Source organism: Hymenobacter segetis, assembly GCF_038448715.1.
Taxonomy (GTDB): domain Bacteria; phylum Bacteroidota; class Bacteroidia; order Cytophagales; family Hymenobacteraceae; genus Hymenobacter; species Hymenobacter segetis.
Genome location: NZ_JBCEVZ010000028.1, coordinates 26,465 through 41,210 on the forward strand (window position 1 = coordinate 26,465; position 14,746 = coordinate 41,210).

General features: G+C 59.5%; 15 protein-coding genes. 5 read left to right on the plus strand and 10 right to left on the minus strand.

The window, feature by feature from the left end:
• Positions 1–148: 148 nt before the first annotated feature.
• Positions 149–823 carry a peptide-methionine (S)-S-oxide reductase MsrA gene (msrA, locus tag AAFH49_RS12555; RefSeq protein WP_342298554.1) on the minus strand — a complete coding sequence of 225 codons (675 nt, stop codon included), beginning with the start codon at positions 821–823 and terminating at the stop codon, positions 149–151.
• Positions 824–1,143: 320 nt separating this feature from the next.
• Between msrA and AAFH49_RS12560 the strand changes: the two genes are divergently transcribed.
• The 3 genes from AAFH49_RS12560 to AAFH49_RS12570 all read left to right on the plus strand — a co-directional run bounded on the left by AAFH49_RS12560 (position 1,144) and on the right by AAFH49_RS12570 (position 3,111).
• Positions 1,144–1,542 carry a hypothetical protein gene (locus AAFH49_RS12560; RefSeq protein ID WP_342298556.1) on the plus strand — a complete coding sequence of 133 codons (399 nt, stop codon included), beginning with the start codon at positions 1,144–1,146 and terminating at the stop codon, positions 1,540–1,542.
• 56 nt (positions 1,543–1,598) lie between these two features.
• Positions 1,599–2,018, plus strand: coding sequence for a hypothetical protein (locus tag AAFH49_RS12565; RefSeq protein WP_342298558.1), 420 nt, complete (start codon positions 1,599–1,601; stop codon positions 2,016–2,018).
• Between the two features lie 88 nt (positions 2,019–2,106).
• Positions 2,107–3,111: a fatty acid desaturase gene (locus AAFH49_RS12570; RefSeq protein WP_342298559.1), complete on the plus strand. Its 1,005-nt coding sequence runs from the start codon at positions 2,107–2,109 to the stop codon at positions 3,109–3,111.
• Positions 3,112–3,188: 77 nt separating this feature from the next.
• Here AAFH49_RS12570 and AAFH49_RS12575 read toward each other — a convergent pair whose 3' ends face one another.
• Positions 3,189–3,590 (minus strand): hypothetical protein, encoded by a 402-nt coding sequence (locus tag AAFH49_RS12575; RefSeq protein WP_342298560.1) that lies wholly within the window; start codon positions 3,588–3,590, stop codon positions 3,189–3,191.
• Positions 3,591–3,722: 132 nt separating this feature from the next.
• On the minus strand, positions 3,723–4,274 hold the full coding sequence (locus AAFH49_RS12580) for a YceI family protein (protein WP_342298562.1): 552 nt from the start codon (positions 4,272–4,274) through the stop codon (positions 3,723–3,725).
• 224 nt (positions 4,275–4,498) lie between these two features.
• Between AAFH49_RS12580 and AAFH49_RS12585 the strand changes: the two genes are divergently transcribed.
• Positions 4,499–7,372, plus strand: a complete 2,874-nt coding sequence (locus AAFH49_RS12585) for a hypothetical protein (protein ID WP_342298564.1) — start codon at positions 4,499–4,501, stop codon at positions 7,370–7,372.
• Between the two features lie 166 nt (positions 7,373–7,538).
• Here the strand turns inward: AAFH49_RS12585 and AAFH49_RS12590 are convergent, their stop codons facing one another.
• The 4 genes from AAFH49_RS12590 to AAFH49_RS12605 form a co-directional block, all read right to left on the minus strand.
• Positions 7,539–8,372: an alpha/beta fold hydrolase gene (locus AAFH49_RS12590; RefSeq protein WP_342298566.1), complete on the minus strand. Its 834-nt coding sequence runs from the start codon at positions 8,370–8,372 to the stop codon at positions 7,539–7,541.
• Between the two features lie 179 nt (positions 8,373–8,551).
• Positions 8,552–10,195: a sensor histidine kinase gene (locus AAFH49_RS12595; RefSeq protein WP_342298567.1), complete on the minus strand. Its 1,644-nt coding sequence runs from the start codon at positions 10,193–10,195 to the stop codon at positions 8,552–8,554.
• A 42-nt stretch (positions 10,196–10,237) separates the two neighbouring features.
• On the minus strand, positions 10,238–10,684 hold the full coding sequence (locus AAFH49_RS12600; protein ID WP_342298568.1) for a hypothetical protein: 447 nt from the start codon (positions 10,682–10,684) through the stop codon (positions 10,238–10,240).
• Between the two features lie 12 nt (positions 10,685–10,696).
• Positions 10,697–11,743, minus strand: coding sequence for a hypothetical protein (locus AAFH49_RS12605; protein WP_342298570.1), 1,047 nt, complete (start codon positions 11,741–11,743; stop codon positions 10,697–10,699).
• A gap of 504 nt (positions 11,744–12,247) precedes the next feature.
• Between AAFH49_RS12605 and AAFH49_RS12610 the strand changes: the two genes are divergently transcribed.
• Positions 12,248–12,826, plus strand: a complete 579-nt coding sequence (locus AAFH49_RS12610; RefSeq protein ID WP_342298571.1) for a YdeI/OmpD-associated family protein — start codon at positions 12,248–12,250, stop codon at positions 12,824–12,826.
• Positions 12,827–12,838: 12 nt separating this feature from the next.
• Here AAFH49_RS12610 and AAFH49_RS12615 read toward each other — a convergent pair whose 3' ends face one another.
• From AAFH49_RS12615 to AAFH49_RS12625, 3 genes are all read right to left on the minus strand, one after another.
• Positions 12,839–13,147, minus strand: a complete 309-nt coding sequence (locus tag AAFH49_RS12615) for a hypothetical protein (protein ID WP_342298573.1) — start codon at positions 13,145–13,147, stop codon at positions 12,839–12,841.
• Positions 13,148–13,229: 82 nt separating this feature from the next.
• Positions 13,230–13,691: a DinB family protein gene (locus tag AAFH49_RS12620; protein ID WP_342298574.1), complete on the minus strand. Its 462-nt coding sequence runs from the start codon at positions 13,689–13,691 to the stop codon at positions 13,230–13,232.
• Between the two features lie 27 nt (positions 13,692–13,718).
• On the minus strand, positions 13,719–14,510 hold the full coding sequence (locus AAFH49_RS12625; protein WP_342298575.1) for a PhzF family phenazine biosynthesis protein: 792 nt from the start codon (positions 14,508–14,510) through the stop codon (positions 13,719–13,721).
• Between the last annotated feature and the right edge of the window lie 236 nt (positions 14,511–14,746).

The window sequence follows — 14,746 nt, forward strand, 5'->3', positions numbered from 1 at the left end:
CGAAGCAGACCACCAGCAGGCCACTTCCACTTTCAAAGATAGGCCGCTGGGAGCGGGTGCACAGCGGCTACCAAAAAGCCCCAGCCATTGCGGGCCAGGGCTTTTCGGGCAGCGCGCCCACTGAACAGCCGGCGGCTATAACAGGTTTTTACAACGGGTTTTTCAGGTCGTTGGGAAACAGCTTTTGCACGTGCTCCACCTTGTGCGCCGATACGTGGGCGATGTAGGGGCTTTCGGGGTGCAGGCGGTAGTAGCCCTGGTGGTAGTCCTCGGCGGGCCAGAACTTCTGGAACGGCACCACCTGGGTCACAATCTTGCTGTCGTACTCCTTCGAGGCGTTGACTTTGGCAATGGTCGTTTCCAGAATTTTCTTTTCCTCGGGCGTGCGGTAGAACGCGGCCGAGCGGTACTCCGGGCCGGCGTCCGGTCCCTGGCGGTTCAGCTGGGTGGGGTCGTGCGAGGCGGTGAAGAAAATGTCGGCCAGCTTCTGGTAGCTGATGACTTTGGGGTCGTAGTAAATCTGTACCGTTTCGGTGTGGCCGGTGGTTTTGTCGGCCACTTCCTCATAAGTGGGGTTGGCCTTGGTGCCGCCGGCGTAGCCGCTCACCACCTGCTTCACGCCCTTTATCTCCTCAAAAGCCTCCTCCTGCGCCCAGAAGCAGCCGCCGGCAAACGTGGCCACGGCCAGGCCCGTCAGGTTGGTAGGGGCGAAGCCAGCCGTGGAGCGCGGCGGGTTCTGGGCATCGGCGGGCTGCTGCGAGCCGCAGGCAAACGTGAAGGCCAGCAGGCCAATGCCAAACAAGGATTTCAATTGACTTTTCATGAAAATGATGACGAAAGAGGAATGCCAAAAAGGAATTGCTGCGTCGGTAGACGCGGCTGTGGGGCCGGCCTTACAGCCTGTGCCCAGCTCTTTGCATGCCATGTACGGCCCCGGGCGCGCTCCGGGTTGGGCGGGGTTGCCTGATGTTGGCCACGGACGCAAGCGCAACCGTGCGGCGCATCCGTATTTATGGCGATGCTAAAACCTTTTATATGGTTTGGAAGGGTGCGGGCTGTTCAGAAAAAGTGAAAGTGCTCCCGGTGCGTATCCTTTGCTACGTACTTCACGTAGCAGGCGCAATTGCCGTCCAACCTGTTGCTATGTCCTTACAAACTTTACTTGAAGCACCCCACATCACTATTTCCTACGACCATCTGAATGAGTGGCTTCTGGCCGACTGGCACGGCAACCAGGACCTGGCCAGCGTGCAGCTCGGCGGCCAGGAAATGCTGCGGTTGATGCAGGTGCAGCGCTGCCACAAAGTGCTGAACGACAATACCCGCGTAACCAGCATGTGGAGCGAGGCCGCCGAGTGGGCCGGCAAAGACTGGTTCCCGGCCATGACCGCCGCCGGCCTGCAATACTTCGCCTGGATATACTCGCCCAACCTCTACAGCCGCCTCTCCACCGACCTCACCCTGCAGTTCACGGGCGGCCAGCCAGTGGTGGCCACCTTTGACGACATCGACACCGCCAAAGCCTGGCTGATGCAGATGTAACCGCTGGAATTTTGCAGGAGGTTTGGGTTTCCATTACTTTTTTCACTGTCCTTCCCGTGGAATCTGCTGATACCCTCACCTTTCGCCGGCCCGATGGCCACATCTATCTCACGGCCACCCGCGACCGGGTCAATAACTGGATTCATGCGGAGTGGTCGGGGGTGCAAACCCTGGCCACCATCCAGACCGGCGGCCTGGCCTACATCGACATGCTGCGGGCTGAGCCCTGCGCCAAGCTGCTCAACGACCACCGCGAGCTGGTGGGCCGCTTCGTGGAGGCCAACGAGTGGGTGGCCCAGGTCTGGACGCCGCGCATCATGCAGGCCGGCCTGCGCTACTTTGCCCAAGTGCTGGCCCCGGGCGTGTTCGGGCAGCTCTCGATGCAGGATTTGCACCAGCGCATCAGCGACCAGTTTGAAATAAAAATGTTTGCCCGCCTGGAGGACGCCGAAGACTGGCTGCGCCTTCAGCCCTAAACTCGCGGCCCAAGCTGAACCTATTTGCCGTATTTTTGTCTGAAAGGCCGGGCGCGTCGCTATTCATTGCGCCCACTTTCTGCTTCTTATGGCATCAGCTCCTACCGCTTTCACCGTGGCCACGGCCCCCGAGCCGCACCGCATCCGCACCCGCCAAATCATCAAGGCCCACCCCGAGGTGAAGCAGCTGATGACGCGCAACCCCACCACCTTCCTCATTGGGCTGGGCTGCGTGGTGGCCCAGGTGGCCCTGGCGTATTTCCTGCGGGATAAAGCCTGGTACTGGACCATTCCGGCAGCCTATTTGGTGGGCGCGTTTTTCTCGCACACGCTGTTTGTAGTTATTCACGAAGCAGCCCACAATCTGGTTTTCAAGAAGATATGGCAGAACGTGGCCACCGGCATTCTGGCCAATTTTCCGTCGATTTTTCCTACGGCCATCAGCTTCAAGAATTTCCACATCAAGCACCACGTTTTTCAGGGTGTGCACGAATTGGATGCCGACCTGCCCGACTGGTACGAGGCCAAATTGATTCATAACTACAGCATTGGCAAGGCCATCTGGCTGTTTTTCTTCCCGCTGTTTCAGGTGATTCGCACGGCGCGCTGCCGCGAGGTAGCTACCATCGACCGCTACGTGGCCGCCAACATTGTGGCCCAGATTGCTTTCGATGCGGCCATCGTGTACTTCTTCGGCTGGACGGCGCTGCTGTATCTGTTCCTCAGCTTCTGGTTCTCGGTGGGCCTGCACCCGCTGGGGGCGCGCTGGATTCAGGAGCACTACCTCACCCTCAGCGACTCGCAGGAAACCTATTCCTACTACGGCCGCCTCAATGGCATCAACCTCAACGTGGGTTTCCACAACGAGCACCACGACATGCCCAGCATTCCGTGGAATAATTTGCCCAAAATAAAGGCCATTGCGCCCGAGTTCTACGAGCCGCTGCTGGCCCACACCAGCTACACCAAGCTCTTCTTTAAATTCCTATTCGACCAGGAAATCAGCCTCTACTCGCGCATCATGCGCAAGGAGCGCGGCACCGCCACCCTCAAGGACCAGAGCGTGCCGGATAAGGAATTGCTGTCGGCGTAAGGCCATCGAACCACAAAAAAAGGCGGCCCAATTAGGCCGCCTTTTTTGTGGTCAATAATCGAAAGCCAGACGGGCGCTTAGTTCGTGCGAACCGAGTCACAGGATACCGTGGAGAGGTTGCTGAGCGTGACGAAGGGCACCGGGGTGGTCGTGCCATCGGCCGCCAGACATGCCATGCCGGGGCCAGTCGAGGCCTTGGTATAAGTGAAGTACAACCGATGGCCCAGATTGCCCAGGCTGGCGGAGTTGGCCACGGCCACCACGTTGTTGCCCAAAAAGCGGTTGCCGTACACCGAAACCGCCCGGGCCCCGATGGGATAAGCCGGGTCAACATCAACCAAAACGCCCAACATGCAGGTAGTGGCCACCACTGTGCCGTTGTAGCAGTCGGGTTGCGGTTTAGCGCAGTCTTTTTTGCAGCCGAGGAGCGAGCCGGCCGTGAGCGCGGCCAGGCAGAGAGAGGATGAGAGGCGAAGCATAAGCAGGGCTGGAAAAGTGAAATAACCGGAATTATAGCCCTGACCGGCAGTTGCCGTGCGGCGTTGCATGGCCCACAAAAAAGCGGCGGCCTCCGAAGAAGCCGCCGCTTTTCAAGCAGTAACGAACTGCAATTACGCCTGCTTGGCGAACTGCACGTTGAAAATCAGCTTCACGTCGTCGCCCACCACGATGGAGCCGGCTTCCGTCACGGCACCCCAGGTGAGGCCGAATTCTTTGCGGTTGATTTTGCCGGTTACCTCGAAGCCAGCCTTGTGGTTGCCGTAGAAATCGACGGCCGAGCCGCCGTATTCGGCTTCCAGGGTTACGGGCTTGGTCACGTCTTTCACGGTCAGGTTGCCGGTCACTTTGTACTCGTTGCCGCCGGTTTTCACGAAGGAGGTCGACTCAAACTTGATGTGTGGGAACTTGGCCGAGTCGAAGAACTCCTCGCCGCGCAGGTGGGCGTCGCGCTGCTCCTGGTTGGTGTTGATGCTATCCACATCGAGCGAAAACTCGACTTTGGCGTTCTCAAAGTTGTCGTCGCTGGCCGATTCCAACGTGCCCGCGAAGGTGTTGAACGAGCCGGTAACGGTGGAAATAACCAGGTGCTTGATTTTGAACTGTACTTCGGAGTGCGTGGGGTCGAGCACCCATTTGGTGGCGGTGGCGGTGGTTTCGGACATGACGTTGGGGGTTGAAACGGTGAATTGAGAATACAAAGATAACCGGTGTTGCTACATTTGATGTTGCTACATCAATTATTTTTTTAGCCTAACGCATTTGCTTCACGAAAGTTCAGATGCGTGGACTTAGGCACAGCGTCAGGCGCCGCCAGCATCAGCAAAGCTGAAGCATGACGTTCTTTAATGCCCAATTTATCTATTCCCGCCGATTCCACCCGCTACGCATGCGTCGTTTGTTGTTGCAGGGGCTGCTGAGCCTGATTCTTACCGCGCCGGCCCGCGCCCAAAGCCTGCCCATCCTTCCCCAAAACCCGCCTGAGCTGCGCTGGCGCGAGGTGCGCACGCCGCATTTCCGGGTGCTGTATGCGGGCGGCATCGACTCGGCGGCGCAGCGCACGGCGGCGCGGCTGGAGCAACTGCACGGGCCGGATGTGGCCACGCTGGGCGTGAACCCGCGCCCCATTGCGGTGGTGATGCAGAACCAGACCACGGTCAGCAACGGCTTCGTGACGTTTTTGCCCCGGCACGCGGAGTTTTTTACCACGCCGCAGCAGGGGTTTGGGCTGGGCACGGTGGACTGGCTCGATGGGCTGGCGGTGCACGAGTTCCGGCACGTGGGGCAGTTCGAGAAGGCCCGGCAGGGCGTGGGGCGGGTGCTGGGGCCGCTGTTTGGCGACGGGGCGCTGGGCATTGCGGCGGTGGGCGTGCCGCAGTGGTTTTTTGAGGGCGACGCGGTGGGCACCGAAACGGCCCTGACGCGCAGCGGGCGCGGGCGTATCCCGAATTTCAACGTGGGCCTGCGGGCCAACCTGCACAGCGGCTTCAACTACAGCTACCAGAAGGCGGTGAACGGCTCGCTGGTAGACAATGTGCCCGATTGGTACGTGCTGGGCTACTTCATGACTTCCTACCTGAAAACCCACTATGGCCCCGATGTGTGGGCCAAAGTGCTGGACAAGTATTACCGGTTTCCGTTCTACCCGTTCTCGTTTTCCAACGGCATCCGGCGCACCACCGGCCTGCGGGTGGAGCAGGTGTACGCCCGCAGCATGGCGGAAATCGACTCGCTGTGGTGGGTGCAGCAGCGGGAGCAGCCGGCCGCTACGCCAGTGCGGGAGCTGAAGCAGGTTGGGGTTGGGAAAATCTTCACCCAGTACCAATACCCGCAGTACGTGAATGACAGCACGGTGCTGGCCCTGAAAACCGGCCTCGCCATCATCCCGCGCTTCGTGCTGCTGAGTCGGCACGGAGGCGAGCAGGTGGCCTACGTGCCGGGCCAGATTAACATCCCCGAAATGCTGTCGGTAAGCGGTGGCCGGGCTGTATGGCCCGAGTACCAGCAGAATGCCCGCTGGGGCCAGCGCATTGCTTCGGAGCTGAAGGTGCTGGACCTGAAAACTGGCCGAATTACGCGCATCGGCAAGGGGCAGCGCTACTCGGCTGCCGCCCTCTCACCCGATGGGCGGCGGCTGGTGGCCGCCCGCACCGATGCCGCTTACCACCATGCCCTCGTCATTCTCGATGCCCAAACCGGAACCGAAATCCAGGCCCTGCCCAACCCCGCCAACGACTTCTACCAGCAGCCCCGCTGGCACCCCGACGGCCGCCGCCTGGTGACCGTGACGCTGAGCGCCGCCGGCAAAACCATTGCGGTTATTGACCCCAGCACCGGCACTTCAAAAGCCCTGCTGCCCGTGACCAACCTCAACCTGGCTAATCCACAGCCCTGGCGCGATTTCGTGCTCTACAACTCGGCCCAATCGGGTATCGATAACATCTACGCCGTGAGTGCCCGCACCGGGCAGACCTACCGCGTCACGGCGCGGCCGTTTGGGGCGTACCAAGCGGCTATCTCGCCCGATGGACGCACGCTGGCCTTCCACGACTACCGGGCCACCGGGGCGCGAGTGGTTGAGATGCCGCTTGATACTACGACTTGGGTGCCCGTGCCCACGGCTACCGCCGATATACCCGGCCCCTACGCGGCGGCCCTCACGGCGCAGGAGCCGGCGGGGCGGCTGGTGCCGCACCTGCTGGCCACGCGGGCCGATTCCGTGCTGCCGCGCTATGGGGTGCGGCGCTACCAGCCGCTGGCGCACGCTTTCAACCTGTTCAGCTACGGCGTGGTGCAGAGCCCGAGCGGCAACACGGTGAGCGTAGGACTGCGCTCGCAGGATTTGCTGAACACCACGCAGGCCTTCGCCGGGCTGGGCTACGACCAGGTGGAGCGCACCTTCAACGTGACGGGGGCGCTCAGCTACCAAGGCCGTTTCCCGGTGCTGGATGCAGACGTGACGTATGGCGGGCGCGATGCAGCCATCATCTATCGGGGTGCTGTCTACCGCGACCAGTGGCAGTACGCTCGCCTCACGGCCGGGCTGCGGCTGCCGCTCAACCTCACGCATTCCAAATTTCTGGAGGCCATGTCGCTGGGTACCTACTTCCTGCACGAGCAGGTGTATGGCTACGACCTGCCAGCCCGCAAGCTCTCTGAGGTCAGCCCCAATTCGCCCCTCAATGCTTTGCAAACCACCCTCAGCTACGTGAAGCAGCGCAAGGCGCCGGCGCGGGGAATTGCGCCTACGCTGGGCTACACTTTTCTGGGCACGTGGCGCACCACACCGTTTGGGACGGGTCTGGAAGCGCGGCAATTGGCGGCGCAGGGCAGCGTGTTTCTGCCGGGGCTGGGGCAGCACCACGCCTTGCGGCTGCGCGCCGGCTACCAGTGGCAGGACCAGATGCAGTACCAGTTTGCACCCGCCGTGTCGTTTCCAAGGGGCGAGGGTTACACCAGTTTTGACCGGCTGGGAGTGAGCAGCGTAGATTATTTCCTGCCGCTGGGCTACACGCACTGGGAGCTGGGGCGGCTGCTGTATGTGCAGCGGCTGCGGGCTACGCTATTTGGCGATTTCGCGCAGGGCAATGATTTCCGGGGGGCGGCGGCGCAGCTTAATTACCGCAACGTGGGGGGCGATTTGCTGGTGCTGTTTAATGTGCTGCGGTTGCGCACGCCGGTGGAGGCGGGGGTGCGAGTGGTGTATCGGGGGGCGGTAGGGGCCTGGGCGGTGGAGCCGCTGGCGTTTAGTATTCGGCTGTGAGGGGGAGGAGGGTAGAGGAAACGAGCAAAAAAGAACGTCATGCTGAGCGTAGTCGAAGCATCTCTACCGCAATACTATTCCTTTCGATTGGGATTAGTTGCGCGGTAGAGATGCTTCGACTCCGCTCAGCATGACGTTCTAAAATAGGCTAGACTACCCAACCGCCCTACAGCACCGTTTCGTGGTGCAGGAAATGGTCCATGGCGGAGAGGGTTTCCTGGGGGGCCGAGAGGTGAGGGAGGTGGCCGTTGGTTTCGATGACTACCATGCGACTGTCGGCCAGCTGCTCGTTGATGTAGTGGCCCACGGCGAGGGGGGCGATGACATCGTGCGCCGACTGGATGATGAGGGTGGGTATGGTGAGGAAGCCGAGCTCGGCGCGGGTGTCGGAGAAGAAGGTGACGCGTGCGAAATGCTTGGCGATTTCGGGGTTGGTGCGCACGAAGCTGTTGGTGAGCGCCATTACCAGCTCGGGGCTGTCCTGCTGGCCCACCATCACGGGCGAGAAGCCGTGCGACCAGCCGTTATAGTCGGCCTCCATGGCGGCCAACAGCTCGTTGATGTCCTTTTGCTCAAAGCCGCCGGCATAGCCGGTTTCATTGATGAAGCGGGGCGAGGGCGAGATAAGGACCATTTTGGCGAAGCGCTGGGGCTCGCGCACGGCGGCAATCACGCCAATCATGCTGGCCACGGAATGGCCCACGAATACGACATCGTGCAGGGCCAGGGCGCTGAGTACGTCCAGCAGGTCAGTGGCGTGGCCAGCGAGGGTGCTGTGGGTGGTGGCGGGCTGATAGGCGCTGAGGTCGGACTGGCCCGCCCCAATCAGGTCGAGGAGGATGACCTGGTACTGGTCTTCAAAGGCGGGGGCGATGAGGCGCCAGTCGTGCTGGTCGCCGCCGAGGCCGTGCAGGAAGACAATGGCCTGGGTGCCGGGGCCGGTAGCGCCGGAAATGGTAACGTTGCTGCGGTCAAGAATAGGAGTAGCGGAGGGGGCCATTGGGTGGCTAAACTAAAGGGTTAAATAATTGGACGACTAACATACTACAAATTTCGATTTCTTGGATTGATAGGCTGATTAATGTCACTAGTAAAGGTTTTGGAACTAATGCTTTCCGGGTTTTTTATAATGATTGGTCGATGGTGCCGCTGGCTGTTTCGGTAAAATCCGACCCTGCCCTATGCATAGGCTACCGTAGGTAGGCTGATGGTGAAAGTGGTGCACACGTCGGGCTGGGTTTCCACGGTGATGTGGCCTTTGTGGTTCTTTACAATATCCTGGCTGATGAACAGCCCCAGGCCGGTGCCTTTGGAGGTGGGCTTGGTGGTGAAGAAAGGAGAGAATAACTGCCCCTTTTCAACCTCCGAGATGCCCGGGCCATTGTCCCGAATCTGAATTTTTACCTCGGCCGCCTGAAATGCCGTCGTGACCGTGAGCCGGGGTTGAAAAGCCGGGTTTAGCCGGGATTTTTCGCGCACCGAATACAGTGCATTATTGAGCAGGCTGAACAAGACCGTGCTTATTTCGGCGGGTACAATTCGCGCCGACACGTTTTCCTCGTTGGCGTCTTTCACCAGCTCCACGGGAATCGTGCGGTCGTCTTCATCCACCTCCTTGCGATACGCGGCCAGCTGCTCATCAACAAACGCATTGATATCGACTTCGACGAATTGCACCGATTTGGCCTGGAGCAGCTTGTCCATGCTGCGAACTATGCGCGTCATGCTCGCGCCGTGGTCGTTGATTTTGCCGGTGTTGCTTTCAATCAGGGCCAGCAGCGGCACCAGCTCCGTCTGGACGTAGGCATCGGTGGCGTAGGGCTCCTGGCCGAGCAGCTGCCGGCACTCATCGAGGAGCTCATTCGACATTTCGGCAAAATTATTCACGTAGCTCAGCGGGTTCAGTAGCCGGTCGACCAGCCCCTTGGTGAGCTGGCCGATGGACACCAGCTTCTCCTGCCGAATTAGTTGCTCCTGGGTTTCGCGCAGGTCGGCCAGCGTTTTCTTGAGGCCTTCGAGCAAGTCGTCGGACTTCTTTTTTTCAACCAACAGCTCGCTGCTACGGGCTTCCAGCTCGTGGCGGGTGGTTGAGAGGTCGGTAACCATTTTGTTGAAGGCTGTGCCCAGCTCCCCAATCTCATCCCGCGAATTGCTCGGCACGCGCTGCGTGAGGTCGCCCCGGCCCACCTTGGTGGCGGCGTCACGCAGCTTCAGCACGGGCACGGAAATGTTCTTCGCCAGCACAAACCCGATGCCGATGCCAATGCTGAACACCACGAAGCTGAAAAACAGCGAGGTAAGCCGAATATGCCGCTTGTTTTGCACTATCTCCTGCGTGGAGGAAGCCAGCAAGATTTCGCCGCTCATTATCGGCGTGCTAAAGCCGGCCCGTTTCACGACCGTGAAGTCATTGGAAACCGCGTCCACGTTTATTTTCTTGCGCTCGGGGTAGGTTTTGAATACCGTGCGCGTGATGTGGCTTTGGGTGTGGTTGGCATCCCAAACCGTATCGGTCTGGACCAGGCTCACAAACTGCAGCAGCGGGTCCTGCTTCACAAAGTCCATGGCGGTTTGCACACCCTGGAAATTTTGCTCGGTCATGGCAATTTTCACGCCCAACGCCACAGTATTAGCCTGGTTTTGCACATCCTTGTTGAAGTTGTTCAGCAGGCTTTGCTCCTGAATGGCGGGCAGGTAGAAGAGCACGAAGAAGGAAAACAGCAGGACAATGCTCGTCACTGCCAGCCAGATTTTGGTCTTGACCGTGAGGCGCAGGTGCCGGACGAGCTGCAGTAGAAGAGGGTTGCGGGCGCGGTTTGCCATGCGGGGTAGGGCCTGGTGGAGCAGGCCGTGGAGGGGCCGTTGCTATAAAGATTTCTTCCCGTCGATGGTGATGGTTTTGCTGCTGGCCAGGGGCTGGTTCACCACGCCGATGGCGCCGGTGGTCTGGGCCACAAATTCGGCCAGCTCGGCTTCGGAACTGAAGAAGTTGGGCGCATCGGCTTTGCCCTGGAACACCAGCGCCAGCCAGTATTTATTCAGCTCGTTGGCGCTCATGTTATAGATTTTTTTGCTGGTGCTCTGGCCAATGGGCGTGGTGGTTTTCAGCAGCGCGATTACCACTTTGCTCCCGTCGGGCCAGCGCAGCTTTTCGCCTTTCATCGTGGATTTCAGCTGCGCCAGCTTCATCTCGGGCGGTACCCCTTTGCTGTTGCCAATCACCACGAGGTTCTGGTCTTGTGCCCGCGCGGGCGGGTGGCCGCACCCGATGAGCAGGAGCACGCAGAACGTAAATCGGTAGAGCCAAGCCATATCCATAACGAGTTAAAAGCCCACGGCAATCTGGAAGGTTACTTTGTCGGCGGTGGGGTACAGGGGGCTTTTGGCCCGTTGGTACTCCAGCTTCAGCACGGCCAGGTAGCTGAGCTCGTAGCGCAGCCCCCCGACGAAGGATTGGGTTTTGTTGGGCATGAAATACACCTCCTGGTTGGCAAACCGAATGTCATCGACCCGGATGTAAGGGATAAACTTTTCGGTCAGGCGCAGGCCCGCGTACACGTAGGTGGCCACGGCGCGCTGCTGCCCGAGGCTGTCGGAGCGGTTGCTGACCATGCTGCTCTCGGCCAGCAGCTCGAACTTCTTCGTGAAAACCGAATCATTGTAGGAGACGGAGGCCGTCATAATGTCCTGATTGATGCGCGTCAGGGCCACCGGCATCACTCCGCCCGAGTGGTTGTGCACCGTGCTGCCTTTCGAAATGGCATCGTGGTAGTAAGAGGCCCCGAGCCGCAGGCCATCGGTGGGCTTCACGTGCACGGCCAGCGTGACCGACTTGAACGGGTTGTTGTCCACCACATCGCCCGACCCGATGCCGTTGCCCACCATCGCATCGTAGCCGAAACGGAGGCGGCCCAGGTTCTGCCCCTGCAAGCTCACGCCCGTGGTATGGAGCGGGATAATGCCCTGGGCAAATAGCAGGGGCCGGTCGATGGTGGGGAAGAATACCCGGCCGTGGTGGTAGGTGTCGTTCCAGTAGTTGATGGGTGTGTGGTGCTTGCCCAGCAGCACGCTATGGTTGCCGGAGTAGTTGTATTTCAGAATAATGCGCTCGACGCTGATATTGAAATCGGTGGGCGACTCAGGCGAAAACTTGAACACGGTTTCGCCCAGAAACGACAGCCGCTCTGTTATCTCGGAGGTGATGAACAAGTCCTGCTCGCCCAGGCCAAAGTTTACTTTGCCATTTTGGTAGTAAGCCAGGGCATCGACAAACCCCTTGATTTGCGTTCGTTGGGCCCTGGCGCGTGGTACGATGCCCAGCAACAGCCCAAGCAGCAGCAAAGCGGTAAGTGAGTAAGGGGTTATTTTCATACGCTTCGCTTTCGAACGGGGGCTGGGCTGGCGGGAGCAAAGGCGCAACTGAACTGCTCCCTTAAGTATCGTACCGACAATACTATAATAATTTTGATTTGAAAAGGTACTATGTGGCTAAAATGCCAAAGATAGTATAAGAATAGCGTCCTTTAGTACCAAAAATTATGATATGGGCAATACAATGCAGCTATCCCCAGGCAGGACATCTGGCTTGGAAATGATGACAGTGGGAAAAGCAGGGTGCCGTCTGGCCATAGCGCACCCTTGACGAAGGCCTGAATGCCTTCATCCTGCTACACTGGCCGCTGCACGACGGCCATATGCAAACCCATAAGGTTATCAGCTCCGGCGGCGGACGGCAGGAGAAACCGGCCGCATCGTGAGTTTCAGTTCTTGTGAAAAAGAACCGGCCCGCTTCCGGTTGGAGAGCGGGCCGGGTTTATTGCGTAATTGCACTAAACAAGCGGATAACGCATTGCCATCAATCAACAAATGAATAGAATGAATCCTGCCGTCGATTTCTATTTCAGTAAAAACAAGAAGTGGCTGGAAGAACTGGAGCAATTGCGAACGTTCGTGCTAGACTGTGGGCTGGCCGAGGAATTGAAGTGGGGCGTGCCTTGCTACACGTTGCAGCAAAAGAACATCTGCTTACTGCACGTATTTAAAGAATACTGTGCGATTTTGTTCTTCAAAGGGGCCCTGTTGAAGGATGCCCAGGGTATTCTAATCCAGCAAACGGAGAATACGCGGGCGACGCGCCAGATTCGGTTTACCAATGCCCCGGAAATTGTGGCGCTGGAAGCTACCCTGAAATCCTATGTGCGGGAGGCTATTGAGGTGGAAAAGGGCGGTTTGAAAGTGGATTTCAAAACGAGTGCGGAGTCCCTGATTCCGGAGGAATTTCATGATAAGCTAACTGAAATCCCGGCCTTGAAAACGGCTTTTGCGGCCCTGACGCCGGGCCGGCAACGGGCGTATCTCCTTCATTTCTCGGCCGCCAAGCAGGCCAAAACCCGGGCGGCAAGGGTTGAGAAATGGATGCCGCAAATCCTCAACGGGAAGGGGTTGGATGATTAGTTCTTCGCCAGGCTAGTGCCCGCCAACGTACTGCTGGGCGGCCTGGGCGTAGGCCGGCCACTGGTCCTGGTAGGCAGCGGGCACCTGCACCCATTCTCTCATCGGCCGGCTTTTGCCGGAGGGGTCAAATAAGTGGGAGCCGTCGAAGCTGAGGGCTTCGTGGTGGTAGTCGCCGGGGAGCTTGAATACCATTTCGTTCTGGAAGAAGCAGATGAAGGCTTTGCCGCTGGTTTTGAAGCAGGGCTTGCCGAATAGCTGGCTTTGTTCGGCGTCGGGCAGGGCCTGGCCGATGGCAAGGTAAAGGGCTTCTTCGGCGGTCATGGGTTCGGCGTTGGCGGCGGGTTGGCAGGGTGAGATTGTAGCTAAAATTAGCGGCATTGCGGCGCTACGCCGGTCGTAGCATTTAATCTTCGGATAGATGACTATCCAGTAATCGGCGGTGGTAGTTGATTTGGCCCAGGTGGTAGGCCAGGTGAGTGGTGAGGTGCATCAGCATGTAGCCCAGCGACGTGGGGGCTTCGAATACCACGAGAGGGTATTCGGTGGCAAGCTGGTCGTCTTGCAAGGGCGTGAGGGCGGCCTCCACCACGCGCCGGGTGGCGGCGATGCCCGCGAGCAGCTCGGCGCGGGGAATGTCGCGGGCGGAGAACTCCAGGTCGCGGTGCCGGATGTAGCCGCTGTGGCCCAGCGCCGCCCCGATGTAGGTGTTGAGGTTGCCGAGCAGGTGCAGGCAAAGGTTGCCGGCCGGGTTGCTGATGCCCGGGGCGGTGCGCCACAGGAATTCTTCGGTTTGATAGGCTTCGATTTCCTGCTGTAGCTTGGCTAGGTCGCGGTCGAAGAGGGTTTTGAGGATGGCGATGAGCATGGCGGATGGGGGTATGGGCTGGAACGATTAATCGAAGGCCACCAGCTGGCCTTCGAGGACGATGATGGCCTGGCTGGTGAGCAACACCTTATCGGCTTGCAGCTCGACCTGCATGGAGCCGGTGCGGCCGGATGATTGGAAGGCCTGCATCACCGGCTTGTGGAGCCGGGTGGCCCAGTACTTGGCGAGGAAGGTTTGCACGCCGCCCGTGACGGGGTCTTCGTTGGTGCCGGCCCAGGGCCAGAAGTAGCGGTAGTGGTAGTCATAGGCCGGCGAGCTGCCGGAGGCTGTCACCAGCACGCCGTTGATTCCGGTGTGAGACTGGAGCAGGGCGGCGAAATCGGGCCGGAGGGCGGCCAGCTGCTGGTCGTCGGCGATTTCGAGGAGGACAATCTTGTTCTTCGGGCTGAATGCGGTGTTGACCACCGTGGGCAGGCCCAGGGCGACCAGCAGGGCCGGCGGCGCGGTGGCGGCCACGGTATCATACACCGGGAAGGTCATGGTGATGTCGTCGCCGTGACGGGTGATGGCCAGGTCGACCTGCTCGTGGGTGAGGAAGTGGATTTCCGTTTGCGGCGTTTTGCTGAACAGCACTTTGGCCGCGGCCAGGGTGGCGTGGCCGCAAAGCGGAATCTCCTGCCTGGGCGAGAAATAGCGGATGGCGTAGCTGCCGGCGGCACTGGTTTCGCGCACGAAAGCCGTTTCGGAAAGCCCAAATTCCTGCGCTATTTTCAGCATGGCCTCGGCGCTTAACTCCTGCCGGGGAAAGCACACGCCAGCCGGGTTGCCCTTGAAGGGTTCTTTGGTAAAAGAATCCACGATATACGTTTCCATCGGCGGTTTCGGCAGGAAGCAAAAGCGGAGGTGCTTTTTTGGAAAGCGAAGGTAATAGGCTCCCCAGGCCGCCAGAGTTACATGAAAGCCTGCAAGCTGCTCGACCGCCCGCTCTACGACGGCTACACGCAGGCCCGCAAGATTCTCAATTCCGGCGGCGGCAGCGGCAAGGAGAAACCGGGCGAGGCGTAAGTTTCGGAAGGATTGGAAATGAAGCCGCC